This is a genomic window from Pseudomonas sp. GD04015 (assembly GCF_029837675.1).
Taxonomy (GTDB): Bacteria; Pseudomonadota; Gammaproteobacteria; order Pseudomonadales; family Pseudomonadaceae; genus Aquipseudomonas; species Aquipseudomonas paralcaligenes.
This window is the reverse complement of record NZ_JAOEEE010000003.1, coordinates 216,063-239,443: the sequence shown is the minus strand read 5'-3', so window position 1 is coordinate 239,443 and position 23,381 is coordinate 216,063. Positions and strand designations below refer to the sequence as shown.

Below are 23,381 nucleotides of genomic sequence, written 5' to 3'. Positions count from 1 at the left end.
GTCTGAACCATGCCCAGCGGCGCGCTTCCGGCCTTCGTCCTGCACAGCCGGCCCTACAAGGAAACCAGCGCGCTGGTCGACTTCCTCACCCCCGGGGGGCGCCTGCGTGCGGTGCTGCGCGGCGCGCGCGGCAAGACTGGCAGCCTGGCGCGGCCGTTCGCCCCGCTGGAGCTGGAACTGCGCGGACGCGGCGAGCTGAAGAACGTGGCGCGCCTGGAAGCTTCCGGCCTCGCCGTGTGGCTGCAGGGCCAGACCCTGTACAGCGGCCTCTACCTCAACGAGCTGCTGCTGCGCCTGCTGCCCGCCGAAGACGCCCATCCCGCCCTGTTCGAGCACTACGCCCTGACCCTGCAGGCGCTGGCCGTCGATCCGCCGCTGGAGCCGCTGCTGCGCGCCTTCGAATGGCGCCTGCTGGACGAGCTGGGCTATGGTTTCGCCCTGGACATCGATATCGCCGGCCAGCCCATTGCCGTCGACGGCCTCTACCGCCTGCAGCCGGACGCCGGCCTGGAGCCGGTGGGCCAGCTGCAGCCAGGTCTGTTCCAGGGCGCCGACCTGCTGGCCATGGCCGACGCGGACTGGTCCGCCCCCGGTGCCCTGGCCGCCGCCAAGCGCCTGATGCGCCAGGCCCTGGCCCCTCACCTGGGCGGCCGACCGCTGGTCAGCCGCGAACTCTTCATGACACTCAAGGAACCCGCCCGTGACTGAAGCCAACCGCATCCTCCTCGGGGTCAACATCGACCACGTCGCCACCCTGCGCCAGGCCCGCGGCACCCGCTACCCGGACCCGGTCAAGGCCGCGCTGGACGCCGAGGAAGCCGGCGCCGACGGCATCACCGTGCACCTGCGCGAGGATCGCCGGCACATCCAGGAGCGCGACGTGCGCCTGCTCAAGGAGGTGCTGCAGACGCGGATGAACTTCGAGATGGGCGTCACCGACTTCATGCTCGACTTCGCCGAGCAGATCCGCCCCGAGCACATCTGCCTGGTGCCCGAGACCCGCCAGGAGCTGACCACCGAGGGCGGCCTGGATGTGGCCGGCCAGGAGGAGCGGATCAAGGCGGCGGTGCAGCGCCTGAGCCGGCTGGGCTGCGAGGTGTCGCTGTTCATCGACGCCGAGGAGCGGCAGATCGAGGCTTCCCGGCGCATCGGCGCGCCGGCCATCGAGCTGCACACCGGCCGCTACGCCGACGCCCACACCCCGGAAGAGGCCGCCCGCGAGCTGGCGCGCATCCGCGACGGCGTGGCCTGCGGACTGGGTCATGGTCTGATCGTCAACGCCGGTCATGGCTTGCACTACCACAACGTCGAGCCGGTGGCGGCCATCCCCGGTGTGCACGAGTTGAACATCGGCCATGCCATCGTCGCCCATGCTCTGTTCGTCGGCTTCAAGGGCGCGGTGGCGGAGATGAAGCAGCTGATCGTCGCCGCTGCCGGCCGGGGCTGATGCCCCGCCCGGGCAGGGACGACCGCTAGTCATCCCTGCTTGGCTGTACCGGTCCCAGGGGCTAGACTGCCGCTCCTTTTCAGTCGCCCCTCCCGCCATGGCTGCCAAAGTCGAACCCTTCTGGAGACGCAAGACACTCGACCGGCTCGACCCGGAAGAGTGGGAGTCGCTGTGCGACGGTTGCGGCCTGTGCTGCCTGCAGAAGCTGGAAGACGAGGACGATGGCAGCGTCTACTACACGCGTATCGCCTGCAGACTGCTGGACCTGCAGACCTGCCGCTGCAGCGACTACGCCAACCGCCGCCAGCACGTGCCGGACTGCATCCAGCTCACCCCCGCCCAGGCCGACCAGTTCCACTGGCTGCCGCCGACCTGTGCCTACCGCCTGGTCAGCGAGGGCAAGGACCTGCCGCTGTGGCATCATCTGGTCTGCGGCGATCCCGACGCCGTCCACCACGAGCGCATTTCCCAGTCCGGCCGCATGCTCGCCGAAGACAGCGTGGCGGAAGAGGACTGGGAGGATCACCTGATCTTCCGCGCCGGTTGAGCGATTCCAGGCCGGCGTGGGTCCAACCGATTCACCGTTGCCCATGGAGCCTTCATCGATGCCCGCCCGCCCGTTGCTGCTCGCCGCTATTTTGTTTGGCCTGAGTGCCCCGTCGTGGGCCGCCAAGCGCGTCGATCTGGATTATCTCGTGCGTTTCCTGCCGGGCAGCGACCAGGCCGAGGTCAGCCTGACCCTGGAGAAGGGCGAGGTGATCCGCAGCCTCGACTTCAACCTGGGTGACAAGGGCTACTACAGCGACTTCAAGACCGACGGCACCTGGCAGCAGAGTGGCGCCGAGCGCGGCGTCTGGAAGCCGGCCAAGGGCAAGAGCAGCCTGACCTACAAGGTGCGTATCGACCATCCGCGCGACAACGGCAAGTTCGACGCGCGGATGACCGCGGACTGGGCCCTGCTGCGCGGCGACGACCTGGTGCCCAGCGCGCACATGGACAAGGAAGACAAGGTCGAGCTGGTCGCCCGCCTGCAGTTCGAACTGCCGCAGGGCTGGAAGAGCGTCGAGACGGGCTGGCCGCGGGTCGGCAAGAACCGCTTCCGGATCGACAACCCGTCCCGTCAGTTCGATCGTCCCACCGGCTGGGTGCTGGCCGGCAAGCTCGGCAGCCGTCGGGCCCAGCTGGGCGATACCGATGTCACGGTGGCCGCGCCGGTGGGCGAGGGCATGCGCCGGATGGACATCATCACCCTGCTGACCTTCATCTGGCCCGAGGCCCAGGCGGTATTCCCCCGCGACCCGGCCAAGCTGCTGATCGTCGGCGCCGGCGACCCCATGTGGCGCGGCGGCCTGTCGGCACCCAACTCGGTGTTCTTCCACGCCGATCGCCCGCTGGTCAGCGAGAACGGCACCAGTTCGCTGGTGCACGAGCTGGTCCACGTGTTCAGCCGCATCCGCGATACCGACCGCAGCGACTGGATCAGCGAGGGCCTGGCCGAGTACTACGCGATCGAGCTGATGCGCCGTGCCGGCGGCATGAGCGAGGACCGCTATCAGGCCATTCGCAAGAAGCTGGTGAACTGGAGTAAGAAGGTCGACAGCCTGCGTACCGAGAGCTCCACCGGCCCGGTCACCGCCCGCGCGGTGCTGTTGCTGCAGGAGCTGGATCGCGAGATCCGCAAGGCCACCGACAACCAGCGCTCGCTGGACGATGTCACCCGCGGCCTGATGCGCCTGGACAAGGCCAGCACCAAGGATTTCATCGAGATCAGCGAGAACGTGATGGGCCGCGGCTCGGCGGTGCTGGAGACCAAGCTGCTGCGCTGATGGCCGCCCCGCGTATCATCAGTGTCCGATCCGTGAGAGGAGTGCCGCCATGTCCGCCAAGCCCGAGGTGACCATCACCTACTGCACCCAGTGCCAGTGGATGCTGCGGGCGGCGTGGCTGGCGCAGGAGCTGCTGTCGACCTTCTCCGACGAACTGGGGATGGTCGCCCTGAAGCCGGGTACCGGCGGTGTCTTTCTGATCACCTGCGACGGCGTCCAGCTATGGGAGCGCAAGGCCGACGGCGGCTTCCCCGAGGCCAAGGTGCTCAAGCAGCGCCTGCGCGACCTGATCGAGCCGGGGCGCGACCTGGGGCACGTCGACCGATAGTCGTTGCCCGCGTCATTGTTGGCCGGTATTCGGTGCGCGCGGCGCACCCTACCTTTTCAGGCCGCAGTAGGGTGCGCCGTGCGCAGCAAAGACGTTGCGTGGCGCTAGCCTTCCTCCGGCCATAGCCGGATGGCCATGCCCTCGCTCGGCCAGAGCCGCAGCTGGCCGATGGCGGAGACGTCCCAGCGTTTCACTTCGCCCAGCGCCGCGAGGAAGCGCTGCTCCTGCTCCATCAGCGCCGGGGCGCACAGCTTGCGCGTGGCGCCGGGCTGGCCGAAGGACAGCGCATCGCCGTCGCGGGTGTAGCTGGCGAACCAGTGGTTGCAGCCGGCGCTGCCGTAGGCGCGGCCATCCTCGCCCAGGGTGATGGTGAGATGGCTGCGGTCGATCAGCGGGCGTTCGCCGATCCATTCGACCCGGTAGGTCTTGTCGCTCTCCAGTTGCACCGGATCGCTCGCGCAACCGGTCAGGGCCACGGCGAACAGGCTGGCAGCCAGTACGGGCTTCATGCGGTTTTCTCCGCGCAGGCCGGGCAGAAGTGCCGGCTGTCGCGACCGGCCCAGCCGAGTTCGGCCAGGCGCTGCTCGGCGGCGGCCGACTGGGCCTTGGCGCCGAGCGAGGCGTCGACGGCGAACTCCAGGTCGATACGCTTGCCGCAGCCGTCGCAGTCCACCTGCCAGTTGTGGATCGCCAGTTCGCGGAACACCGGGCCGCTGGCGACCGCCAGCCACTGGCCGGGCGGGTTGATCAGGTGGCGGACCTTTTCCACGGCCAGGCTCATGGACAGGTCCTGGCTGCCCTTGAGGGTCACCAGCAGGGTGTCGCCGGGCTGGATCGCGCCGCCGTTGCCGGTCACCTGGTAGCGGCCCGGCGCCAGGGCGCGGCATTCGGTCAGGGTGTGCTGCGGGTCGAGCAGGGTGTAGCGGAAATCGTGGGTGGTCATGGGGCCTCCGGAAAGCCCGGTGATGCTATCACGCCATGTGTGTCACCCGGTTGACCGGCGCGCCGGCGGCCCAGGCGGCGATGTTGTCCAGGGTGGTGGTGGCGATGGCGGCCAGCGCTTCGCGGGTGAGGAAGGCCTGGTGGGCAGTGACGATGACATTGGGGAAAGTCAGCAGGCGGGCCAGCACGTCGTCCTGCAGCGGCTGGTCGGAGCGGTCCTCGAAGAACAGCTCGGCTTCTTCTTCGTAGACGTCCAGGCCCAGGTAGCCGAGCTGGCCGCTCTTCAGCGCCTCGATCAGCGCCGGGGTGTCCACCAGCGCGCCGCGCCCGGTGTTGATCAGCATGGCGCCGCGTTTCATGCGCGCCAGCCTGGCGGCATCGATCAGGTGGTGGCTGGCCTCGGTCAGCGGGCAGTGCAGGCTGATCACGTCGCTCTCGGCGATCAGCTCGTCCAGTCCTGCCTGGCGGGCCGGGAGCGTGTCCAGCCCGGTGACGGGGCTGGGATCGGCGATCAGTAGGCGGCAGCCGAAGCCGGCCATGATACGGGCGAAGGCCAGGCCGATCTGACCACCGCCGATCACTCCCACCGTCTTGCCGTGGAGGTCGAAGCCGGTCAGCCCGTGCAGCGAGAAGTCACCCTCGCGGGTGCGGTTGAAGGCCCGGTGGATGCGCCGGTTCAGTGCCAGGATCAGCGCCACTGCGTGCTCGGCTACGGCGTGCGGCGAGTAGGCGGGCACCCGCACCACCGTCAGCCCGAGGCGCTCGGCGGCCTGCAGGTCGACGTGGTTGTAGCCGGCCGAGCGCAGCGCGATCAGGCGCGTGCCGCCGGCGGCCAGGTGCTCCAGTACCGGCGCGGAAAGGTCGTCGTTGATGAAGGCGCAGACCACCTCGCAACCTTCGGCGAGCGCCGCGGTGTCGGCGCGCAGCAGGCTGTCCTGGAACAGCAACTGCCAGCCGACGGGCAGGCTGACGGCCTCGAAGCTGGCGCGGTCGTAGGGCTTGCTGCTGAACAGGACGATGCGCATGGGCGTTCTCTCAGGCGCCGACCGTCGCCGCCTGGGCGAGGCGGACGATGGCGGCATCCAACTCGTCGAGCGCGGCCTGGGCCGCGGGATCGTCCTGCTTGAGCAGGGTCTCGCTGCGCTGGCAGGCGGCGCGCAGCTGCGGCACCCCGCAATAGCGGGTGGCGCCATGCAGCCGGTGCACCCGCTCGATCAGCACATTGCGTTCGCCGATCTGGCGCGCCTGGCGAATGGCCTGGCGATCGGCGGGCAGGCCAGCCAGCAGCATGCTCAGCATGTCGCTGGCCAGGTCGGCCTTGCCGGCGGCCAGGCGCAGCCCTTCCTCGGGATCGAGCACGTGCAGTGCCTCGCCGGCAGCCGGGGGCGGCGGCGTGGCGGGCTGCAGCTGGTTGCGCATGGCCAGACCGGTCCACTTGAGCACCACCTGGGCCAGCTGCCGCTCGTTGATCGGCTTGGTCAGATAGTCGTCCATGCCGCCCTGTAGCAGGGCGCGCTTCTCGTTGGCCAGGGCGTGGGCGGTGAGGGCGATGATCGGCAGCGGGCTGCGCTCGTGTTCTTGCTCCCACTGGCGGATCGCCTCGGTGGCCTGGCGGCCGTCCATGCCCGGCATCTGCACGTCCATGAAGACCAGGTCGAGCGCCTGCTCCCGCACCGCCTCGACGGCCGCCTGGCCACTGTCCACGGCGACCACTTCGGCACCCATGTCCTCGAGCAGGGTCCGCACCAGCAGTAGGTTGGCCGGATTGTCGTCGACGCAGAGCAGGCGCGGCGGGCGGCTGGCCAGCGGGGCGGGTTCCTCGGCCTTGAGCGGGCGCGGGCTGACCAGCTCGCTCAGCGCGCGCAGCAGCTTGCGCGTGCAGGCGGGCTTGGCCTGCAGTTGCACGTGACTGTCCGGCAGCGCCTCGTGGTAGAGCGACTGCTCGGTGGTGGGGCAGAGCACCAGGGGTTTGCAACCGAGGCGGCCGAGTTCCCACAGGTGGTGGCCGAGCGACGGCGGCGGAAACTCCTGCACGTTGACGCCGAGCACCGCCAGGTCGATCGGCTGGCCGGCCTCGCGCTGCGTGGCGACCTGCGCCAGCAGCCGGTCGAGGCTGTCGAATTCCAGCACCTTCAGGTTGCAGTCCTCCAACTGGTGGCGCAGGGCCTGGCGGGTCAATTCGTGGCCTTCCAGCAGGGCCACGCGGCGCCCCTGCAGCGGTGCCCGGGGCAGGTCGTCGGCATCGTCGCGGGCCTTCGGCAGGGTCAGGCTGATCCAGAACTCCGAGCCGGCGTCCGGGCTGCTGTCGACGCCGATCTCGCCACCCATCTGCTCGATCAGGCGCTTGGAGATGACCAGCCCGAGTCCGGTGCCGCCGGCCTGGCGGCTCAGCGAGTTGTCGGCCTGGCTGAAGGCCTGGAACAGCGCGCGCTGGTCGTCGTCGGACAGGCCCACGCCGGTGTCCTGCACGCTGATGCGCAGCTGAGCGCGCTCGTCGCTCTCGTCCTCGACCATGGCGCGCACGGCGATGGTGCCCTCGCGGGTGAACTTGATCGCGTTGCTGACCAGGTTGGTCAGCACCTGCTTCAGGCGCAGCGGATCGCCCTGCAGGGCGAGCGGGGTGTCGCGGTAGATCAGGCTGACCAGTTCGAGCTGCTTCTCGTGGGCTGACGGGGCGAGGATGGTCAGGCAGTCCTGGACCAGGTCGCGCAGATTGAAGGGGATGTTCTCCAGCACCAGCTTGCCGGCCTCGATCTTGGAGAAGTCGAGCACCTCGTTGATGATCCCCAGCAGGCTCTCGGCGGACTTGCCGATGGTGCCCAGGTAGTCCTGCTGGCGCGGGGTGAGGTCGCTCTTCTGGAGCAGGCCGGTGAAGCCGAGGATGCCGTTGAGCGGGGTGCGGATCTCGTGGCTCATGTTGGCCAGGAACTCGGACTTGATGCGGCTGGCCTCCAGGGCCTCCTTGCGCGCCAGGTCCAGCTCGATGTTCTGGATCTCGATGGTTTCCAGGTTCTGGCGCACGTCCTCGGTGGCCTGGTCGATGCTGTGCTGCAGCTCTTCCTGAGCGTTCTGCAGGGCCTCGGCCATGCTGTTGATGCCGGCCGCCAGCTCGTCCATCTCATGGCTGCCCAGGGGCGGCAGGCGGGTTTCCAGCTGCCCTTTCCTGAGTCGGTCGACGCCCAGCTTGATGATCCGCAGCGGGTCGTTGATGGTTCTGCTCATGCGCAGGGCGAGCAGGGCGGTGACCGCCAGCCCGGCGGCGATCAGCAGCAGGCTGGCGAACAGGCTGCGGTAACCCTGCAGCAGCGTGCGATGGTGCGACAGTTCCAGTTCGACCCAGCCCAGCAGGCGGTCGGTGCTGGCCGGCTCGGAGGACGGCGCGGAGCGCTGGTGGCGGCCGAACACCGGCATCAGGAAGCGGGTGGCATCCTCGCCGCTGCTGGTGGCCATCGGCTCCACCGTGGTCTGCGGCGCCGGGTTGAGCATTTCCGGCCCCGCATGGGCCAGGCGCTGCCGGTCCGCCGAGAGGAAGCCGACGGCGCGCACGTCCTGCTGGTTCAGCGCCTCCTCGGCCAGCCGCTTCAGCTGCTTGCCGTCGCTGCCGGCCAGCGCCGGCGCGGCCAGCGGCGCCAGGTGCTGCACCACCAGCTCGCCGCGCTGCAGCAACTGGTTGCGCAGGTCGGCCAGCTGCATCCAGGTGAAGTAGCCGCCCAGCACCAGCGCCAGCAGGCTGGTGGGCAGCAGGGTGAGCAGCAGCACGCGACCCTTGATGCCGAGGTCCTTGAGCACGACGTTCTCCAGCGGAATGGGAAGTTCACGAGGCAGTTTAGCGACTCGGCGGGTGGGAATCTGCATGGGTTTTTGGCAGAATGTCGATATTTATTCTCATTTGAGAGTGTTCCGCATGCCTGCCACTTCCGCCCGCATTCTCGCCATCGAGGACGATCCGGTGCTGGCCTCGCACCTGCAGGAGCATCTGGGACGACGTGGTTTCAGGGTGACCCTGCAGGGTGACGGAGAAGCTGGCCTGGCGCTGGCCTGTTCCGAAACCTTCGATCTGGTGCTGATGGATATCCTGCTGCCCGGCCGCAACGGCCTGGATGCCCTGGCCGAACTGCGCCAGAAGAGGGGCGTGCCGGTGATCCTGATGTCGGCCCTGGGCGCCGAGCAGGACCGCATCGCCGGTTTCAGTCAGGGCGCCGACGATTATCTGCCCAAGCCGTTCGCCATGGCCGAGCTGGAGGTGCGCATCGCCGCCATCCTGCGCCGGGTGGCCTACGAGCGCCGCCAGCACGAGCCCGCCGCGCCCGGCGCGCTGCGCTTCGACGAACAGCGCAGCGATGTCTGTCACGAAGGGCGCTGGGCGCAGCTGACCACCACCGAGTTCCGCCTGCTGGAACTGCTCGCCCGTCATCCCGGCGAGGTGCAGAGCAAGGCCTTCCTCTACCAGCAGGTGCTGCATCGCCCCTACTCGGCCCACGACCGGGTGCTGGACATGCACGTGAGCCATATCCGTCGCAAGCTACAGAGCATCGGCTACCTGGCCGGCCGCCTGGAGACGGTCTGGGGCCGGGGCTATCTGTTCAGCGGCGAGGAAGGCTGAGGTGTTCTCCCGGCATTCGCTGCTCTGGAAGCTCGCCGGGGTACTCGCGCTGTTCTGCCTGATGCTGCTCAGCCTGTTGGCCGACCTGGAGCAGCGGATCAACGACATGACCTCGCGCCTGCCCGAGCCGACCCGGGCCGTGCTGCGCGACTACGCGCGCCAGGCCGAGGCGGCCTGGACGGAGCGCGGCACGGCCGGGGTCGACCAGTTCCTGCGCGAGTTGCGTGGGCGCGAGCGGATCTGGGCGGTGGTGGTGGACGACGAGCGTCATTCCCTGTCGTCGGAGCCACTGCAGGAGGAGGAACGCCAGCGGCTGAACTTCATGCGCCAGCTCGACTGGTCCATGGGCCGGCCGACGGGCTGGCCGACCGTCTACATCCCGTTCAGCGACCAGGCCACCAGCCTGGTGATGGAGCTGCCCCGGCGACTCGACCCGCGCAAGCACCGCGAGCTGTGGCTGGTGCTGCTGCAACGGGTGCTGCCGGCCTGCCTGGCGATCCTGCTTGGGGTGATGCTCTACCGTCTGCTGATCTTCCCGCTGGTGACCCTGCAGCGCCAGGCCAATGCCCTCAGCCTGGGCGACCTGACGGCGCGCTCCGGCACCTCGGTGGCGGGGCGGCGCGACGAGCTCGGCGAGCTGGGACGGGCCTTCGACCACATGGCGGAACGCCTGGAGCATACGGTGGGCTACCAGCGCCAGTTGCTGCGCGACCTGTCCCACGAGCTGCGCACGCCGCTGGCGCGCCTGCGCGTGGCCGGCGAGTGCGCCGGCGACCTGGACATGCTGCGCGAGCGGCTGGAGCGCGAGGTTGATTGCATGCAGCGGCTGGTCGACGACACGCTGGAGCTGGTCTGGCTGGACACCGAGCGGCCACGGCTGGCGCTCGAGGATGTGGACGTGCGCGCCCTGTGGAACGTGCTCGGCGAGAACGCCCGCTTCGAGAGCGGCTGGGCGGCCGAGCGGCTGATCTGCGAGCTGCCCGAGCCCTGCCGGGTGCGCGGCCACCTCAACGGCCTGGCGCAGGCGCTGGAGAACATTCTGCGCAATGCCATCCGCCATTCGCCCGAAGGCGGCGTGATCCGCTTCGGTGGCGTGCGGGAAGGGGATTTCTGGCGCCTGTACATCGAGGACCAGGGTGGTGGCGTGGCGCCGAACCAGCTGGAAGAGATCTTCCGCCCCTTCACCCGGTTGAACGCCTCCCGGCCGGGTGGCGACGGCTTCGGCCTGGGCCTGGCCATCGCCCGGGGCGCGGTGCGCATGCAGGGCGGCGAGGTGTGGGCGGACAACGGCCGCGAGGGGCTACGCCTGAATCTGCGTCTGCAAAGTGTATAGTTTGTAAATGCTCTTTATTAACAATTAGGAATTACTATCATTTGCCCGCCCGGCGCAGACCGGAGGGCGAAACATCACTTCGCGCTCGCCCTTAGAAAAGTTGCCAATTTTCACGCTTAAGGAGAGATGCGATGCAATCCCGATTCAAGCTCAGCTACCTGACCCTCGCCCTGCTGGCGGCTTCCATGCCGGCCACGCTGCTGGCCGAAACCCTCGAACTCAGCACCGGGGAAGCCGCCGCCGCGGCCGCCGGCGACGAGGCCCTGCAACTGGGTGAGACCCGCGTGCTGGGCACCGCCGAGCAGGAGCTGAAGCAGGCTCCGGGCGTATCGGTGATCACCGAGGAGGACCTGAAGAAGCGTCCGCCGGTGAACGACCTGTCGGACATCATCCGCCGCATGCCCGGCGTCAACCTGACCGGCAACAGCTCGTCGGGCGCCTACGGCAACAACCGCCAGATCGACCTGCGCGGCATGGGCCCGGAAAACACCCTGATCCTCATCGACGGCAAGCCGGTCAGCTCGCGTGACTCGGTGCGCATGGGCCGCAGCGGCGAGCGCAACACCCGTGGCGACAGCAACTGGGTGCCGGCCGAGGCCGTCGAGCGCATCGAAGTGCTGCGTGGTCCGGCCGCGGCCCGCTACGGCTCCGGCGCCGCCGGTGGCGTGGTGAACATCATCACCAAGGCGCCGACCGAGAAACTGACCGGCTCGATGACCGCCTACGTCAACGTGCCGGAGCACAGCGAGGAGGGCGATACCCGCCGTATCGGCTTCAACCTGGCCGGCCCGCTGGTCGACAGCCTGTCGTTCCGCCTCTATGGCAACGTCAACCGTACCGATGGCGACGAGCCGAGCCTGAATGCCGGAGCCTCGGGTATCGACGCCACCACCACCGCCATTCCGCCGGCCGGCCGCGAGGGCGTGCGCAACAAGGACATCAACGGCCTGCTGCGCTGGGACCTGAACGACGAGCATGTGGTCGAGCTGGAAGGCGGCTTCAGCCGCCAGGGCAACATCTACGCCGGCGACCGCCTGTTCACCAGCAGTGGCGAGGCCATGGCCGAACTGGCCGCCGACGGTGCCGAAACCAACACCATGTACCGCCGCACCGGCGCCATCACGCACCGGGGCAACTACGAGAACGGCGCCAGCTCGCGCATGACCCTGTCCTACGAGGGCACCACCAACTCGCGCCTCAACGAGGGCCTGGCCGGCGGCGGCGAAGGCTCGATCGGCAGCGGCGCCAGCCGTTCCACCTCCCAGCTGGACAGCTACATCGCCAGCGGCGAGTACAACCTGCCTATGACCCTGGGCGGTTTCTACCAGGTGCTGACCGTCGGCGGCGAATACCGCGACCAGCGCCTGAACGACTCCTACTCGACCCGCAGCGGCGCCAACATCAGCGGTGATGCGTCCCCGGTCAGCAGCACCGACACCCGCGCACTGTTCGTCGAAGACAACATCGAGATCGGCCAGAACCTGATCCTCACTCCCGGCGTGCGGGTGGACGACCACGACAAGTTCGGCGTCAACTGGAGCCCCAGCCTCAACGCCTCCTACAAGCTGACCAACGAGCTGACCCTCAAGGGCGGCGTGGCGCGGGCGTTCAAGGCGCCCAACCTGTACCAGTCCAACCCCAACTACATGTACACCACCCGCGGCAATGGTTGCCCGGTGGTGGATGGCAGCCGCATCAGCGGGCCGTGCAACATCTTCGGCAATGCCAACCTGGACCCGGAAACCAGCATCAACAAGGAACTGGGCCTGGCTTGGGTGCATGAGGGATGGTCGGCTGGCCTGACCTACTTCCACAACGACTACAAGAACAAGATCATCGCCGACATGGGCGACCAGGACATCCCGCCGGTGGTCAACGGCTACCGGGCCTTCCAGTGGGTCAACTCCGGCAAGGCGGTCGTCCGTGGCTGGGAAGGCAACCTGGACATCCCGCTGCTGGGCGAGCATGGCGATGTGCTCAAGCTGAGCAACAACTTCACCTACATGCAGAGGAACCACAGCGAGTCCACCGGACAGCCGCTGTCGGTGATCCCCGAGTACACCATCAACTCGACCCTGGACTACGCCGTCAACGACAAGCTGTCGCTGATGCTGACCGCCACCTTCTACGGCGAGCAGGAGCCCAGGACCATGAACATGGCCAGCAACACCGAGCAGACCGGCGAAGCGCTGAAGACGCGCGGCTCCTACGAGCTGTACGGCCTGAGCGCCGACTACGAGTTCAACCGCAACCTGCGGGTGAACCTGGGGGTCAGCAACCTGCTGGACAAGCGCCTGTACCGCGAAGACTCGGGCACCGCCCAGGGCGCGGCGACCTACAACGAACCGGGCCGGGCCTTCTACGCCTCGGTCACCACTTCGTTCTGATCGCGGGTGTAGCAAGCCACTGCCCGGCTCGCCGGGCAGTGGCCTTTGTGCTTTTGGAGTACCTGTCCATGCGACGACTACTGTATTGCTCCCTGCTGGCCCTGTTGCTGGCCGCTCCGTCCGTGTCGGCGCGACCCGACTTCGACGCGGCGGCCGGGCTCGGCCTGGCTGAGAGCGGTTCGGCCTATTACCGTTTCGAGTCCCTGCGGGTGGTTTCCGACGATGGCCGGCGCGCCTACCGGGTCTGGCTGGCGTTGCCGAAGCGCGAGGCGCGCGCGGCCGGCCATCCGGTCATCTACCTGCTCGACGGCAATGCCAGTCTGGAGGCCCTGCAGGAGGACTGGCTGCGTGAGCTGGATGCGCTCGACCCGCCGGTGATGGTGCATGTCGGCTACGACAGCGGCCGGCGCTTCGACGTGGTGTCACGGGCCTACGACTACACGCCACCGCTGCCGGGCGTCGCGCCGGTGATCGACGACCTGGCGCGCAACCGCGAGGGCGGCGGCGCGGATCGCTTCCTCGACCTTCTGGAGCAGCGCATCCGCCCGCAGGTCGAGGCGCGGGCGGCGATCGACGCCAACCGCCAGTCGATCTGGGGGCATTCCTACGGCGGCCTGTTCGTGATGCACACCCTGTTCACCCGGCCCGGACTGTTCCAAACCTACATCGCCGCCGAGCCATCGCTGTGGTGGCAGCAGGGCTTTCTGCTGGAAGAAGAGAAACGTCGCGCCGCGAGCGGAGCCGGTCTGCGTCTGCTGATCCTCCGCGGTGTCGGTGGCGAGCCCCGTCCCGCACCGGCTGCCGACGACGCGGTGGCCAAGGCGCGCCGGGCGGCCGCCGCCTCGGTGCCGCCGGATGCCGCGGTGCAGATGGCGCGGCGGCTGGCTGCCGTGCCCGGGCTGACGGTCGGCTACCGCGAATTCCCTGGCCTCGGCCATGGCCCGATGCTGAAGGCCTCGCTGCTGCCGGCCCTGCGCCTGGCCGCGGGCGCGGACGATGAGATGACCTCGATCGAGGAAACCAGTCGATGAGCAAGAGCAAGATCGAGCGGCAGGCGACGCCCTGGCTGCCGGTGCTGTCCCGAACCCTGGCCGCCGTGCTCGGTGGCTACGCCTTCACCTATGCCTTCACCGCGGCGCTGGCCCGGCTGCTGCCGCTGGCGCCGAACGACGCGCTGATCGTCGCGACCCTGCCGGCCTTCGTCATCTACCCGCTGGCGATCCTCTGGTCCTTCTGCTGCCGCAACGCGACCCAGGCCTGGTATGGCGTGGCGCTGGCGGTGCCGCTGGCGGTGATCGGCTTCTGGCCACAACTGATGAGGGCGCTGGCATGAAGAAGCCGCAGACCATCACCCAATCCCTGTCCTGGCTGCACACCTGGGGCGGCCTGATCTTCGGCTGGCTGCTGTTCGCCATCTTCCTCACCGGCACGCTGGCCGTGTTCGACAAGGAGATCGACGAGTGGATGCGCCCGGAGATTCCGGCCCATGACGTCGGCCAGCTGGAGGCCGCGCAGCGTGCCCTGGCCTACCTGCAGGCCAAGCACCCGGATGCCGAGGCCTGGAACATCGGCCTGCCCACCGAGCGTTCGCCGGGCCTCGGCGTCTCCGCCGGCGAACAGCGCCGGAGCGGCGGCGAGTCGCTCGACCCGCAAACGGGAGAGCGCCTCGACGTGCGCGAGACGGCGGGCGGCGGCTTCTTCTTCCGCTTCCACTTCACCCTCAACATGCCGCGCACCCTGGGCATCTGGCTGGTCGGCCTGGCCGCGGCGGCGATGCTGGTGGCGCTGGTCAGCGGCATCGTCATCCACAAGAAGTTCTTCAAGGAGTTCTTCACCTTCCGCCCGGCCAAGGGGCAGCGCTCCTGGCTGGACGCGCACAACGCCAGCGGCGTGCTGCTGCTGCCGTTCCACCTGATGATCACCTACACCGGCCTGGTGATCTTCTACCTCATCTACATGCCGGCGGCGGTGGATGCGTTGTTCGACGGCGACATACAGGCGGCCTTCGGCCGTGGTCCGCAGGGTGGCGAGCAGCGCGAGGCACGCAGACCGCAGGGGCAGGGGCGCGGCGGCGAAGGACGTGGCGAGCGTGCCGTCGCCGTCGAGCGGGTGGCGCTGACCGACCTGGGCCCGCTGCTGGCCGAGGCCGAGCGGGCCATGGGGCCGGTGGCCGGGTTGTCGATCCGCAATCCGGGGCGCGCCGACGCGCGCATCGAGGCGCGCCCGGTGCTGGGCAACCGCATCGAGCTGACCAAGGGCCAGAGCATGCAGTTCGATGGCGTGACCGGCAAGGTGCTGCGCCAGCCCAACGAGAGCCGTCCGGTGCAGCTCACCCAGCGGGTGATGGCGGGCCTGCACTTCGCCCAGTTCGGCGGCTACCCGATGCGCTGGCTCTACTTCATCTGCGGGCTGGTCAGCAGCGGCATGATCGCCACCGGGCTGGTGCTGTTCACCGTCAAGCGCCGCCGCCGGCCGGATGCCGAAGGCGCCATCGCCGCACGGGTGTACGCGGTGGCCGAGCGCCTGAACGTCGCCGTGGTGGCGGGCCTGGGCATCGCCTGCGTGGGCATGCTCTGGGCCAACCGCCTGCTGCCGGTCGAGCTGGCCGAGCGCGCGGGCTGGGAGGTGCAGGCGTTCTTCGGCATCTGGCTGCTCACCCTCGTCCACGCCTGCCTGCGTCCGTACATGGCCGCCTGGCGCGAGCAACTGGGGCTGGGCGCCGCGCTGTGCATCGGCCTGCCGCTGCTGGGCCTGGCGACCGGCGGCGAGGGCGGCACCCGCCTGCTGCTGGAACTGACCAGCGTGGCGATCGGCGCGGCCATGGCCTGGACCTGTTGGCACGTCAGCCGGCCGGCGACCGAGAAGGCGCCGCGCCGCGCGCCACGTACCGCGGAGGTGGTCTGATGCTCAGCGCATTCTTCGGCGGCACCCTGCTGGCCTATGGCGGCATGGTCGCCCTGTGCCAGGGGCTGGAGCGCCACTACAAGCAGGTCTGGGGGAAGGTGCCGGGCATCGCGCGGCGCAGGCTGCTGCGGGCGTTCGGCTGGCTGGCGCTGGCGCTGAGCTTCGCCGCCTGCGTGGCGAGCTGGGGCTGGGCGATGGGGCCGGTGGGCTGGTTCGGGCAGATCTCCCTGGCCGGCTTCGCCCTGGTCATGCTGCTGCCGTATGCGCCGCGCCTGAGCGCCTGGCTGGTGCCGGCTGGCGCGCTGGCCTGGGGCGTCGGCTGGCTGCTGGCGGGCTAGCCGCCCCACGCAGGACTGAGAGCCACGGGGTCGTGAAGACACACGACCCCGTGGGAGCGGCCTTGGCCGCGAGTTCTTGCCTGGAGCCACGCAGGCGCCAAACGCCTGAAGTTCGCAGCCAAGGCCGCTCCCACAAGCGAGGCAACCCGCCTGCACGATCCGGCGGGTTGCATCCGCCCTGTGGACGGCTCACCGGGCAGGCGCGCCGGTCTTATAGCCATCGGCTCTAGGGCGCTAGCGTTCCGCAATATGGTGGCGGCGGGTTTGCCGCTATCATAGGCGCCCCTTTCCGTGTCCGGATTCGCGAACATCGCCATGACCGTGCAGTACCCCACCATCGCCGACTGCATCGGCAACACGCCCCTGGTCCGCCTGCAACGCCTGCCCGGCGACACCTCCAACACCCTGTTGGTGAAGCTGGAGGGCAACAACCCGGCCGGCTCGGTGAAGGATCGCCCGGCGCTGTCGATGATTACCCGCGCCGAGCTGCGCGGCGACATCAGGCCCGGCGACATCCTGATCGAGGCCACCAGCGGCAACACCGGCATCGCCCTGGCGATGGCGGCGGCGATCAAGGGCTACCAGATGATCCTGATCATGCCGGACAACTCCACCGACGAGCGCAAGGCGGCCATGACCGCCTACGGCGCCGAGCTGATCCTGGTGGACAACATGGAAGTGGCGCGCGACCTGGCCCTGGCCATGCAGGCCGAGGGCAAGGGCAAGGTGCTCGACCAGTTCGCCAACGGCGACAACCCGGAGGCGCACTACCGCGGCACCGGCCCGGAAATCTGGCAGCAGACCGGCGGCGGCATCACCCACTTCATCAGCTCGATGGGCACCACCGGCACCATCATGGGCACCTCCCGCTACCTCAAGGAGCAGAACCCGGCCATCGAGATCATCGGCCTGCAGCCCCAGGATGGCTCGGCCATCCCCGGCATCCGCCGCTGGCCCGAGGAGTACCTGCCGAGCATCTACGACGCCAGCCGGGTCGACCGGGTGCTGGACATCACCCAGGCCGAGGCCGAGGAGATGATGCGGCGCATGGCGCGCGAGGAAGGCATCTTCTGCGGCGTGTCCTCCGGCGGCGCGGTGGCGGCCATGCTGCGCCTGGCCCGGGAAACGCAGAACGCGGTGATGGTGGCGATCATCTGTGACCGGGGCGACCGCTACCTGTCCTCCGGGCTGTTCAACCAGTAGCCATGGCCAAGCACAGATCGCTGCGCTTCCAGCCCGCCGGTGGCGAGCGGAAGGCGCAGGTGCCGGTGGGCAAGAAGCAGAAGCTGACCATCGAGCGGCTGGCCAATGACGGGCGCGGCATCGCCTTCGTCGAGGGGCGCAGCTGGTTCGTCGCGGGCGCGCTGCCGGGCGAGGAAGTCGAGGCACGCGTGCTGGGTGCCCGCAGTCAGGTGGTGGAGGCGCGCACCGAGCGCGTACTGCGGGCCGTGGAGCTGCGCCGCGAGCCGCCCTGCGACCACGCCGGCCGCTGCGGCGGCTGCACCCTGCAGCACCTGCCCCATGCCGAACAGCTCGCCCTCAAGCAGAGCAGCCTGGCCGAGCAGCTGCAGCGCCTCGCCGGCGTGATGCCGGACGAGTGGGTGGCGCCGCTGACCGGCCCCGAATTCGCCTACCGGCGCCGTGCCCGCATCGCCGTGCGCTGGGACGCCAAGGCCCGGCGCCTGGACGTCGGCTTCCGCGCGGCGGCCAGCCAGGACATCGTCGCCATCGACGACTGCCCGGTGCTGGTACAGCCCTTGCAGCCGATCATGCGGGCGCTGCCCGCGCTGCTGCGCGGCCTGGACAAGCCCCAGGCCCTCGGCCACGTCGAGCTGTTCCACGGCACCCGCTCGGCCCTGCTGCTGCGCCACACGGCGCCGCTGGGCGAGGCCGACCTGGGCCGCCTGCGCGACTTCTGCGCCACGCACGACGCCCAGTTGTGGTTGCACGGCGAGGGCGAGCCCGAGGCCGACCAGCGGTCTGGCCAGGCGTTGGGCTATCGCCTTGAACCCTGGAACCTGGAGCTGCAGTACCGCCCGGGGGATTTCGTCCAGGTCAACGGCGTGGTCAATCAGGCGATGGTCGAACAGGCGCTGGACTGGCTGGCGCCGCAGACTGGCGAGCGGGTGCTGGACCTGTTCTGCGGCCTGGGCAACTTCGCTCTGCCGCTGGCCCAGCGGGTGCGCGAGGTGGTCGCGGTGGAGGGCGTGGAGGCCATGGTCGAGCGGGCGCGGGACAACGCCGCGGCGAACGGCCTGGGCAATCTGCACTTTTTCCGGGCTGACCTGTCGAACCCGCTGGCCGGTGCCCCCTGGGCCTCCCGGGGCTTCGACGCCATACTGCTGGACCCACCGCGCGACGGGGCCTTCGAGGTCGTCAGGCAGATCGGCGAACTGGGCGCGCGGCGTCTGGTATATGTTTCGTGCAACCCTGCGACCCTGGCGCGTGACACCGCCGAACTGGTCAGGCAGGGCTTCCGGCTGAAACGGGCCGGGATTCTCGACATGTTCCCGCAGACGGCACATGTGGAGGCGATGGCGTTATTCGAGGCTGGCTAGGATGCTGGCGCAATCCGACTGACCCGTAGAAGGTCAGAGATAATCCGGCGGGCCGAGGTCCGCCGTAGGGAAGGCAGAAGATGGTACAGGTGAGAGCACACCAGCCGATCAACCTCGACGGCAGCATCAACCTCGAGGCCTGGCTGGACCATACGCTGAGCGTCGACCCGGCGCTGGACCGCGAGGCCCTGAAGGCGGCCTGCGAGTTCGCCCGCGAGGTCGAGCAGCAGGCCAACGCCGCGCAGAACCTCTGGGCCGAAGGCACTTCGAGCTTCCAGACCGGCCTGGAGATCGCCGAGATCCTCGCCGACCTCAAGCTGGATCAGGACAGTCTGGTCGCCGCGGTGATCTACCGCGCCGTGCGCGAAGGCAAGACCAGCCTCAAGGTGGTGCAGGAGAAGTTCGGCCTGGTGGTGGCCAAGCTGATCGAGGGCGTGCTGCGCATGGCCGCCATCAGCGCCAGTATCAACCCGCGCGAATCGGTGGTGGTCGGCTCCCAGGCCCAGGTGGAGAACCTGCGCAAGATGCTGGTGGCCATGGTCGACGACGTGCGTGTGGCACTGATCAAGCTGGCCGAGCGCACCTGCGCGATCCGCGCGGTCAAGCACGCCGACGACGAGAAGCGTCACCGCGTCGCCCGCGAGGTGTTCGACATCTACGCGCCGCTGGCCCACCGCCTGGGCATCGGCCACATCAAGTGGGAGCTGGAGGACATCTCCTTCCGCTACCTGGAGCCCGACCAGTACAAGCAGATCGCCAAGCTGCTCCACGAGCGCCGTCTGGATCGCGAGCAGTACATCGCCGACGTGATGCAGCAGCTGCGCGACGAGCTGACCGCCACCGGCATCAAGGCCGACATCAGCGGCCGGGCCAAGCACATCTATTCCATCTGGCGGAAGATGCAGCGCAAGGGCCTGCAGTTCAGCCAGATCTACGACGTGCGCGCGGTGCGCGTGCTGGTGCCCGAGGTGCGCGACTGCTACACCGCGCTGGGCATCGTGCACAGCCTGTGGCGGCACATCCCCAAGGAATTCGACGACTACATCGCCAACCCCAAGGAGAACGGCTACCGCTCCCTGCACACTGCGGTGATCGGCCCGGACGGCAAGGTGCTGGAGGTGCAGATCCGCACCCAGACCATGCATGAGGAAGCCGAGCTGGGCGTCTGCGCCCACTGGAAGTACAAGGGCACCGACGTCAAGGGTGGCTCCGACCACTACGAGGAGAAGATGGCCTGGCTGCGCCAGGTGCTCGAGTGGCACGAGGAGCTGGGCGACATCGGCGGCCTGGCCGAACAGCTGCGCGTCGACATCGAGCCGGACCGGGTCTACGTGTTCACCCCCGACGGCCACGCCATCGACCTGCCCAAGGGCGCCACGCCGCTGGACTTCGCCTACCGCGTGCACACCCAGATCGGCCACAACTGCCGCGGCGCCAAGGTCAACGGGCGCATCGTGCCGCTGACCTACAGCCTGCAGACCGGCGAGCAGGTGGAGATCATCACCTCCAAGCAGGGCGCGCCGAGCCGCGACTGGCTCAACCCCAACCTGGGCTACATCACCACCTCGCGGGCGCGGGCGAAGATCGTCCACTGGTTCAAGCTGCAGGACCGCGAACAGAACGTCGCCGCCGGCAAGGCCATGCTCGAGCGCGACCTGTCGCGCCTGGCGCTGCAGGCCGTGGACTTCGCCAAGCTGGCGGAGAAATGCAACCTGAAGACCGCCGAGGACATGTATGCGGCCCTCGGCGCCGGCGACCTGCGCCTGGCCCACGCGGTCAACCTGGCCCAGCAGCAGGTGGAGCCGGAGCGCGCCAGCGAGCAGCTGGAGCTGATTCCGCGGCGTTCGTCCACGCCTCGTCCTGGGCGGCGTGGCGACATCCAGATCGAAGGCGTCGGCAACCTGCTCACGCAGATGGCCGGCTGCTGCCAGCCGCTGCCGGGCGATCCGATCGTCGGCTACATCACCCTGGGGCGCGGCGTCAGCATCCACCGCCAGGACTGCGCCTCGGTGCTGCAACTGGCCGGCCGCGAGCCGGAGCGGATCATCCAGGTCAACTGGGGGCCGGTGCCGGTGCAGACCTATCCGGTGGACGTGGTCATCCGTGCCTATGACCGCTCCGGCCTGCTGCGCGATGTGTCCCAGGTGCTGCTCAACGACCGCATCAACGTGCTGGCCGTGAACACCCGCTCGAACAAGGAGGACAACACCGCCTCCATGCTGCTGACCATCGAGATTCCCGGGCTGGACTCGCTGGCCCGCCTGCTCGCGCGGATCAGCCAGTTGCCGAACATCATCGAGGTGCGGCGCAGCCGCAGCGGTTCTTGACTACCCCCTCTCCCTTTGGGAGAGGGCGGGGGTGAGGGTGGCGCGGGCGACTCGGAGCTGCCTGGAAATCCCTCACCCCCGGCCCCTCTCCCGGCGGGAGAGGGGCGTGTGTGGCCCAATCCTAGAGACTGACTCATGCAAGACCGCTACTCCCTCGACGACCTGCTGCACCTGATGGCCCGCCTGCGCGACCCGCGGCACGGCTGCCCGTGGGACCTCAAGCAGAGCTACGCGACCATCGTCCCGCACACCCTGGAAGAGGCCTACGAGGTGGCTGACGCCATCGAGCGCGGCGACTTCGATCACCTGCCCGGCGAGCTGGGCGACCTGCTGTTCCAGGTCGTCTATTACAGCCAGCTGGCGAAGGAGGAGGGGCGCTTCGAATTCGCTGCCGTGGTCGATGGCATCACCCGCAAGCTGGTGCGCCGCCATCCCCACGTGTTCCCCGATGGCGACCTGTACGGCGCGCCGGACATGGCCCGCCTGGAAGAGGCGGCGATCAAGCAGCGCTGGGAAGAGATCAAGGCTGAGGAGCGCGCCGAGAAGGCCGCGGCACCGGAGCAGCTTTCGCTGCTCGATGACGTGCCGCAGGCGCTGCCGGCCCTGAGCCGCGCGGCCAAGCTGCAGAAGCGCGCGGCCCAGGTCGGTTTCGACTGGCCCGAGGCGCTGCCGGTGGTGGACAAGCTGCGCGAGGAACTGGACGAAGTGCTGGAGGCCATGAGCGAGAACGACGCCGAGGCCATCGCCGAGGAGGTCGGCGATCTGCTGTTCGTCGCGGTCAACCTGGCGCGGCACCTCAAGGTCGACCCGGAGACCGCGTTGCGTGCGGCCAACAACAAGTTCGAGCGGCGCTTCCACTACATCGAACAGGCATTGCGCGATACCGGCCGGCCCATCGAGAATTGCAGCCTGGAAGAAATGGATGCCCTCTGGGGCGAAGCCAAGAAGCTGGAAAAGCAGCCGCCCGGCTGCTGATGATCGAGAGCGAGTACCCATGAGCCTTTCCCTCCGTGACCAACTGCTGAAAGCCGGTCTGGTCAACGAAAAGCAGGCCAAGCAGGCCACCAAGCAGAAACAGAAGCAGCAGCGCCTGGAGAAGAAGAACCAGGTCGAGGTGGACGACTCGCAGCGGCAGGCCGCCCTGCAGGCCAAGGCCGAGAAGGCCGCCAAGGACCAGGAGCTGAATCGCCAGCAGCAGGAGAAGGCCGAACGCAAGGCCATCACCGCGCAGATCAAGCAACTGATCGAGACCAGCCGCCTGCCCAAGCTGAACGGCGAGGACTACTACAACTTCGTCGATGAAAAGAAGGTCAAGCGCATCGCGGTCAACAACCTGATGCGCGACAAGCTCAGCCGCGGTTCCCTCGCCATCGTCCGCCATGGCGGCGGCTACGAGATCATCCCGCGCGAGGCCGCGTTGAAGATCCAGGAGCGCGACCCGGCCCGTGTGCTACTGCTCAACATCCAGACCGAGGCACCGGATGCCGACGATCCATACGCCGCCTACCAGGTGCCGGACGACCTGATGTGGTAGTCCTGCCCGGATCGCATCCGGGCTACCCGTAGGGTGCGCCGTGCGCACCGCCCGGTGTGACGGTCGCGAGACCGACAAACAAAAACACCGCGATCCCAGGGGGAGTCGCGGTGTCTGCGCACAGCGTTCGGTGTTACTCGGCGATGCCCTTGACGGTGCGGTCGCCGACGGTGCCGTCCTTGAGCATGATCTGGTATTCCTTGCCGTCCTTCTCGACCTGGTGCAGGCGCACCAGCAGGTAGTCCCAGTCCTTGGCGAACCAGAGCACGGTCTTGCGGCTGCTCTGGGTCGGGTCGCGCACGCGCTCGACCTTGATCGCGTCGATCAGGCCGGCCTTGGTCCGCACGCGCTCGGGGCCCAGCACACGGAAGTCGTAGGTCTCGATCTCGTCGCCGTCGATCACCTGATAGCTCATGCTCTGCTTGCCGGCGGCGACGTCGTGCTGCAGCACCAACTGGTAGGTCGACTTGTCCTGGATGCCGCGATTGAGCGGGAAACGCACGGGGTCGCCGCGGTCGTTGCCCAGCACCTGCTTCTGGGTCCAGTCGAAGTCCAGCTCGATCTGCTTGGCCTTGCCCAGGCCGCTGCGGTCGAAGCGGTAGGTCAGCGGCAGGAACTCGTCGTTCTCCATGCGCAGGGTGCTGCTCTCGGTGAGGCTGGCCACCAGCATCGACGCCTCGAAGTTCAGCTCCCAGCGGTCCTTGTCCAGCGCCTTGAGGCTGCGGCCGGCGGTGCCGCTGATGGGCACCTGCTTCCAGTCGGCGGTGTAGCTGGCGGAGAAGGGCTTGAGCTCCAGGGCCTGCGCCGGCAGGGCCAGGAGAGCGAGCAGCGTCAGCAGAATGCGGGACATGTAA

General features: G+C 68.6%; 22 protein-coding genes. 17 read left to right on the top strand and 5 right to left on the bottom strand.

Features of this window, described 5'->3' with window-relative positions; translation table 11 throughout:
* Window positions 1-9 precede the first annotated feature (9 nt).
* The 5 genes from recO to N7640_RS04085 all read left to right on the top strand — a co-directional run bounded on the left by recO (window position 10) and on the right by N7640_RS04085 (window position 3,601).
* Complete coding sequence (gene recO / locus N7640_RS04105; protein ID WP_279903753.1) at window positions 10-708, top strand: DNA repair protein RecO; 699 nt, start codon at window positions 10-12, stop codon at window positions 706-708.
* The gene (gene pdxJ / locus N7640_RS04100; protein WP_279903752.1) at window positions 701-1,447 is read left to right on the top strand and encodes a pyridoxine 5'-phosphate synthase; all 747 of its coding nucleotides are present in this window, start codon (window positions 701-703) and stop codon (window positions 1,445-1,447) included. The genes recO and pdxJ overlap by 8 nt, the downstream gene beginning before the upstream one ends.
* A gap of 97 nt (window positions 1,448-1,544) precedes the next feature.
* Complete coding sequence (locus N7640_RS04095; RefSeq protein ID WP_279903751.1) at window positions 1,545-1,994, top strand: YcgN family cysteine cluster protein; 450 nt, start codon at window positions 1,545-1,547, stop codon at window positions 1,992-1,994.
* A gap of 58 nt (window positions 1,995-2,052) precedes the next feature.
* Window positions 2,053-3,273 (top strand): hypothetical protein, encoded by a 1,221-nt coding sequence (locus N7640_RS04090; protein WP_220813042.1) that lies wholly within the window; start codon window positions 2,053-2,055, stop codon window positions 3,271-3,273.
* A 49-nt stretch (window positions 3,274-3,322) separates the two neighbouring features.
* Window positions 3,323-3,601 (top strand): SelT/SelW/SelH family protein, encoded by a 279-nt coding sequence (locus N7640_RS04085; RefSeq protein ID WP_279903750.1) that lies wholly within the window; start codon window positions 3,323-3,325, stop codon window positions 3,599-3,601.
* A gap of 104 nt (window positions 3,602-3,705) precedes the next feature.
* Here N7640_RS04085 and N7640_RS04080 read toward each other — a convergent pair whose 3' ends face one another.
* Genes N7640_RS04080 through N7640_RS04065 form a run of 4 tightly spaced genes read right to left on the bottom strand, consistent with a single transcriptional unit; the run spans window position 3,706 to window position 8,332 of the window.
* Entirely contained in the window at window positions 3,706-4,110 is a 405-nt protein-coding gene (locus tag N7640_RS04080; RefSeq protein WP_279903749.1) for an META domain-containing protein, read from the bottom strand.
* Window positions 4,107-4,544 carry a hypothetical protein gene (locus N7640_RS04075; RefSeq protein ID WP_279903747.1) on the bottom strand — a complete coding sequence of 146 codons (438 nt, stop codon included), beginning with the start codon at window positions 4,542-4,544 and terminating at the stop codon, window positions 4,107-4,109. The genes N7640_RS04080 and N7640_RS04075 overlap by 4 nt, the downstream gene beginning before the upstream one ends.
* A 28-nt stretch (window positions 4,545-4,572) precedes the next feature.
* A complete protein-coding gene (locus tag N7640_RS04070) occupies window positions 4,573-5,568 on the bottom strand; it encodes a 2-hydroxyacid dehydrogenase (protein ID WP_279903745.1) in 996 nt (331 codons plus the stop codon).
* Between the two features lie 10 nt (window positions 5,569-5,578).
* Window positions 5,579-8,332 carry a response regulator gene (locus tag N7640_RS04065; protein ID WP_279903743.1) on the bottom strand — a complete coding sequence of 918 codons (2,754 nt, stop codon included), beginning with the start codon at window positions 8,330-8,332 and terminating at the stop codon, window positions 5,579-5,581.
* Between the two features lie 115 nt (window positions 8,333-8,447).
* Here N7640_RS04065 and N7640_RS04060 point away from each other — a divergent pair, with 115 nt between their 5' ends.
* From N7640_RS04060 to N7640_RS04005, 12 genes are all read left to right on the top strand, one after another.
* Window positions 8,448-9,146, top strand: a complete 699-nt coding sequence (locus N7640_RS04060; protein WP_279903742.1) for a response regulator transcription factor — start codon at window positions 8,448-8,450, stop codon at window positions 9,144-9,146.
* A gap of 61 nt (window positions 9,147-9,207) precedes the next feature.
* The gene (locus N7640_RS04055) at window positions 9,208-10,479 is read left to right on the top strand and encodes a sensor histidine kinase (protein WP_279903842.1); all 1,272 of its coding nucleotides are present in this window, start codon (window positions 9,208-9,210) and stop codon (window positions 10,477-10,479) included.
* 131 nt (window positions 10,480-10,610) lie between these two features.
* Entirely contained in the window at window positions 10,611-12,866 is a 2,256-nt protein-coding gene (locus tag N7640_RS04050; RefSeq protein ID WP_279903741.1) for a FepA family TonB-dependent siderophore receptor, read from the top strand.
* Window positions 12,867-12,934: 68 nt separating this feature from the next.
* Window positions 12,935-13,897, top strand: coding sequence for an alpha/beta hydrolase-fold protein (locus N7640_RS04045; RefSeq protein WP_279903739.1), 963 nt, complete (start codon window positions 12,935-12,937; stop codon window positions 13,895-13,897).
* Window positions 13,894-14,199, top strand: a complete 306-nt coding sequence (locus N7640_RS04040; protein ID WP_220813033.1) for an iron transporter — start codon at window positions 13,894-13,896, stop codon at window positions 14,197-14,199. The genes N7640_RS04045 and N7640_RS04040 overlap by 4 nt, the downstream gene beginning before the upstream one ends.
* A complete protein-coding gene (locus tag N7640_RS04035; RefSeq protein WP_279903737.1) occupies window positions 14,196-15,770 on the top strand; it encodes a PepSY-associated TM helix domain-containing protein in 1,575 nt (524 codons plus the stop codon). The genes N7640_RS04040 and N7640_RS04035 overlap by 4 nt, the downstream gene beginning before the upstream one ends.
* Entirely contained in the window at window positions 15,770-16,108 is a 339-nt protein-coding gene (locus N7640_RS04030; protein ID WP_279903735.1) for a DUF3325 domain-containing protein, read from the top strand. Before N7640_RS04035 ends, N7640_RS04030 begins: the two co-directional genes overlap by 1 nt.
* Before the next feature lie 315 nt (window positions 16,109-16,423).
* Complete coding sequence (gene cysM / locus N7640_RS04025; RefSeq protein ID WP_279903840.1) at window positions 16,424-17,311, top strand: cysteine synthase CysM; 888 nt, start codon at window positions 16,424-16,426, stop codon at window positions 17,309-17,311.
* A 2-nt stretch (window positions 17,312-17,313) separates the two neighbouring features.
* Window positions 17,314-18,666 carry a 23S rRNA (uracil(1939)-C(5))-methyltransferase RlmD gene (rlmD, locus tag N7640_RS04020; RefSeq protein ID WP_279903734.1) on the top strand — a complete coding sequence of 451 codons (1,353 nt, stop codon included), beginning with the start codon at window positions 17,314-17,316 and terminating at the stop codon, window positions 18,664-18,666.
* A gap of 80 nt (window positions 18,667-18,746) precedes the next feature.
* A complete protein-coding gene (gene relA, locus N7640_RS04015; protein ID WP_220813029.1) occupies window positions 18,747-20,993 on the top strand; it encodes a GTP diphosphokinase in 2,247 nt (748 codons plus the stop codon).
* 135 nt (window positions 20,994-21,128) lie between these two features.
* Complete coding sequence (gene mazG, locus N7640_RS04010) at window positions 21,129-21,968, top strand: nucleoside triphosphate pyrophosphohydrolase (protein ID WP_279903733.1); 840 nt, start codon at window positions 21,129-21,131, stop codon at window positions 21,966-21,968.
* A gap of 19 nt (window positions 21,969-21,987) precedes the next feature.
* Window positions 21,988-22,527, top strand: coding sequence for a DUF2058 domain-containing protein (locus tag N7640_RS04005; protein ID WP_220813027.1), 540 nt, complete (start codon window positions 21,988-21,990; stop codon window positions 22,525-22,527).
* Window positions 22,528-22,660: 133 nt separating this feature from the next.
* Here the strand turns inward: N7640_RS04005 and N7640_RS04000 are convergent, their stop codons facing one another.
* Window positions 22,661-23,377, bottom strand: a complete 717-nt coding sequence (locus tag N7640_RS04000; protein ID WP_220813026.1) for a DUF3108 domain-containing protein — start codon at window positions 23,375-23,377, stop codon at window positions 22,661-22,663.
* Between the last annotated feature and the right edge of the window lie 4 nt (window positions 23,378-23,381).

What these genes read in the sequence shown, in the direction of transcription:
- mazG (WP_279903733.1), top strand. Translation starts at nt 21,129, where the DNA reads ATGCAAGACCGCTACTCCCTCGACGACCTGCTGCACCTGATGGCCCGC.
- cysM (WP_279903840.1), top strand. Translation starts at nt 16,424, where the DNA reads ATGACCGTGCAGTACCCCACCATCGCCGACTGCATCGGCAACACGCCC.
- N7640_RS04045 (WP_279903739.1), top strand. Translation starts at nt 12,935, where the DNA reads ATGCGACGACTACTGTATTGCTCCCTGCTGGCCCTGTTGCTGGCCGCT.
- rlmD (WP_279903734.1), top strand. Translation starts at nt 17,314, where the DNA reads ATGGCCAAGCACAGATCGCTGCGCTTCCAGCCCGCCGGTGGCGAGCGG.
- N7640_RS04070 (WP_279903745.1), bottom strand. Translation starts at nt 5,568, where the DNA reads ATGCGCATCGTCCTGTTCAGCAGCAAGCCCTACGACCGCGCCAGCTTC.
- N7640_RS04095 (WP_279903751.1), top strand. Translation starts at nt 1,545, where the DNA reads ATGGCTGCCAAAGTCGAACCCTTCTGGAGACGCAAGACACTCGACCGG.
- relA (WP_220813029.1), top strand. Translation starts at nt 18,747, where the DNA reads ATGGTACAGGTGAGAGCACACCAGCCGATCAACCTCGACGGCAGCATC.
- N7640_RS04090 (WP_220813042.1), top strand. Translation starts at nt 2,053, where the DNA reads ATGCCCGCCCGCCCGTTGCTGCTCGCCGCTATTTTGTTTGGCCTGAGT.
- N7640_RS04080 (WP_279903749.1), bottom strand. Translation starts at nt 4,110, where the DNA reads ATGAAGCCCGTACTGGCTGCCAGCCTGTTCGCCGTGGCCCTGACCGGT.
- N7640_RS04050 (WP_279903741.1), top strand. Translation starts at nt 10,611, where the DNA reads ATGCAATCCCGATTCAAGCTCAGCTACCTGACCCTCGCCCTGCTGGCG.
- N7640_RS04055 (WP_279903842.1), top strand. Translation starts at nt 9,208, where the DNA reads ATGCTGCTCAGCCTGTTGGCCGACCTGGAGCAGCGGATCAACGACATG.
- N7640_RS04005 (WP_220813027.1), top strand. Translation starts at nt 21,988, where the DNA reads ATGAGCCTTTCCCTCCGTGACCAACTGCTGAAAGCCGGTCTGGTCAAC.
- N7640_RS04000 (WP_220813026.1), bottom strand. Translation starts at nt 23,377, where the DNA reads ATGTCCCGCATTCTGCTGACGCTGCTCGCTCTCCTGGCCCTGCCGGCG.
- N7640_RS04040 (WP_220813033.1), top strand. Translation starts at nt 13,894, where the DNA reads ATGAGCAAGAGCAAGATCGAGCGGCAGGCGACGCCCTGGCTGCCGGTG.
- N7640_RS04035 (WP_279903737.1), top strand. Translation starts at nt 14,196, where the DNA reads ATGAAGAAGCCGCAGACCATCACCCAATCCCTGTCCTGGCTGCACACC.
- N7640_RS04075 (WP_279903747.1), bottom strand. Translation starts at nt 4,544, where the DNA reads ATGACCACCCACGATTTCCGCTACACCCTGCTCGACCCGCAGCACACC.
- N7640_RS04060 (WP_279903742.1), top strand. Translation starts at nt 8,448, where the DNA reads ATGCCTGCCACTTCCGCCCGCATTCTCGCCATCGAGGACGATCCGGTG.
- N7640_RS04030 (WP_279903735.1), top strand. Translation starts at nt 15,770, where the DNA reads ATGCTCAGCGCATTCTTCGGCGGCACCCTGCTGGCCTATGGCGGCATG.
- recO (WP_279903753.1), top strand. Translation starts at nt 10, where the DNA reads ATGCCCAGCGGCGCGCTTCCGGCCTTCGTCCTGCACAGCCGGCCCTAC.
- N7640_RS04085 (WP_279903750.1), top strand. Translation starts at nt 3,323, where the DNA reads ATGTCCGCCAAGCCCGAGGTGACCATCACCTACTGCACCCAGTGCCAG.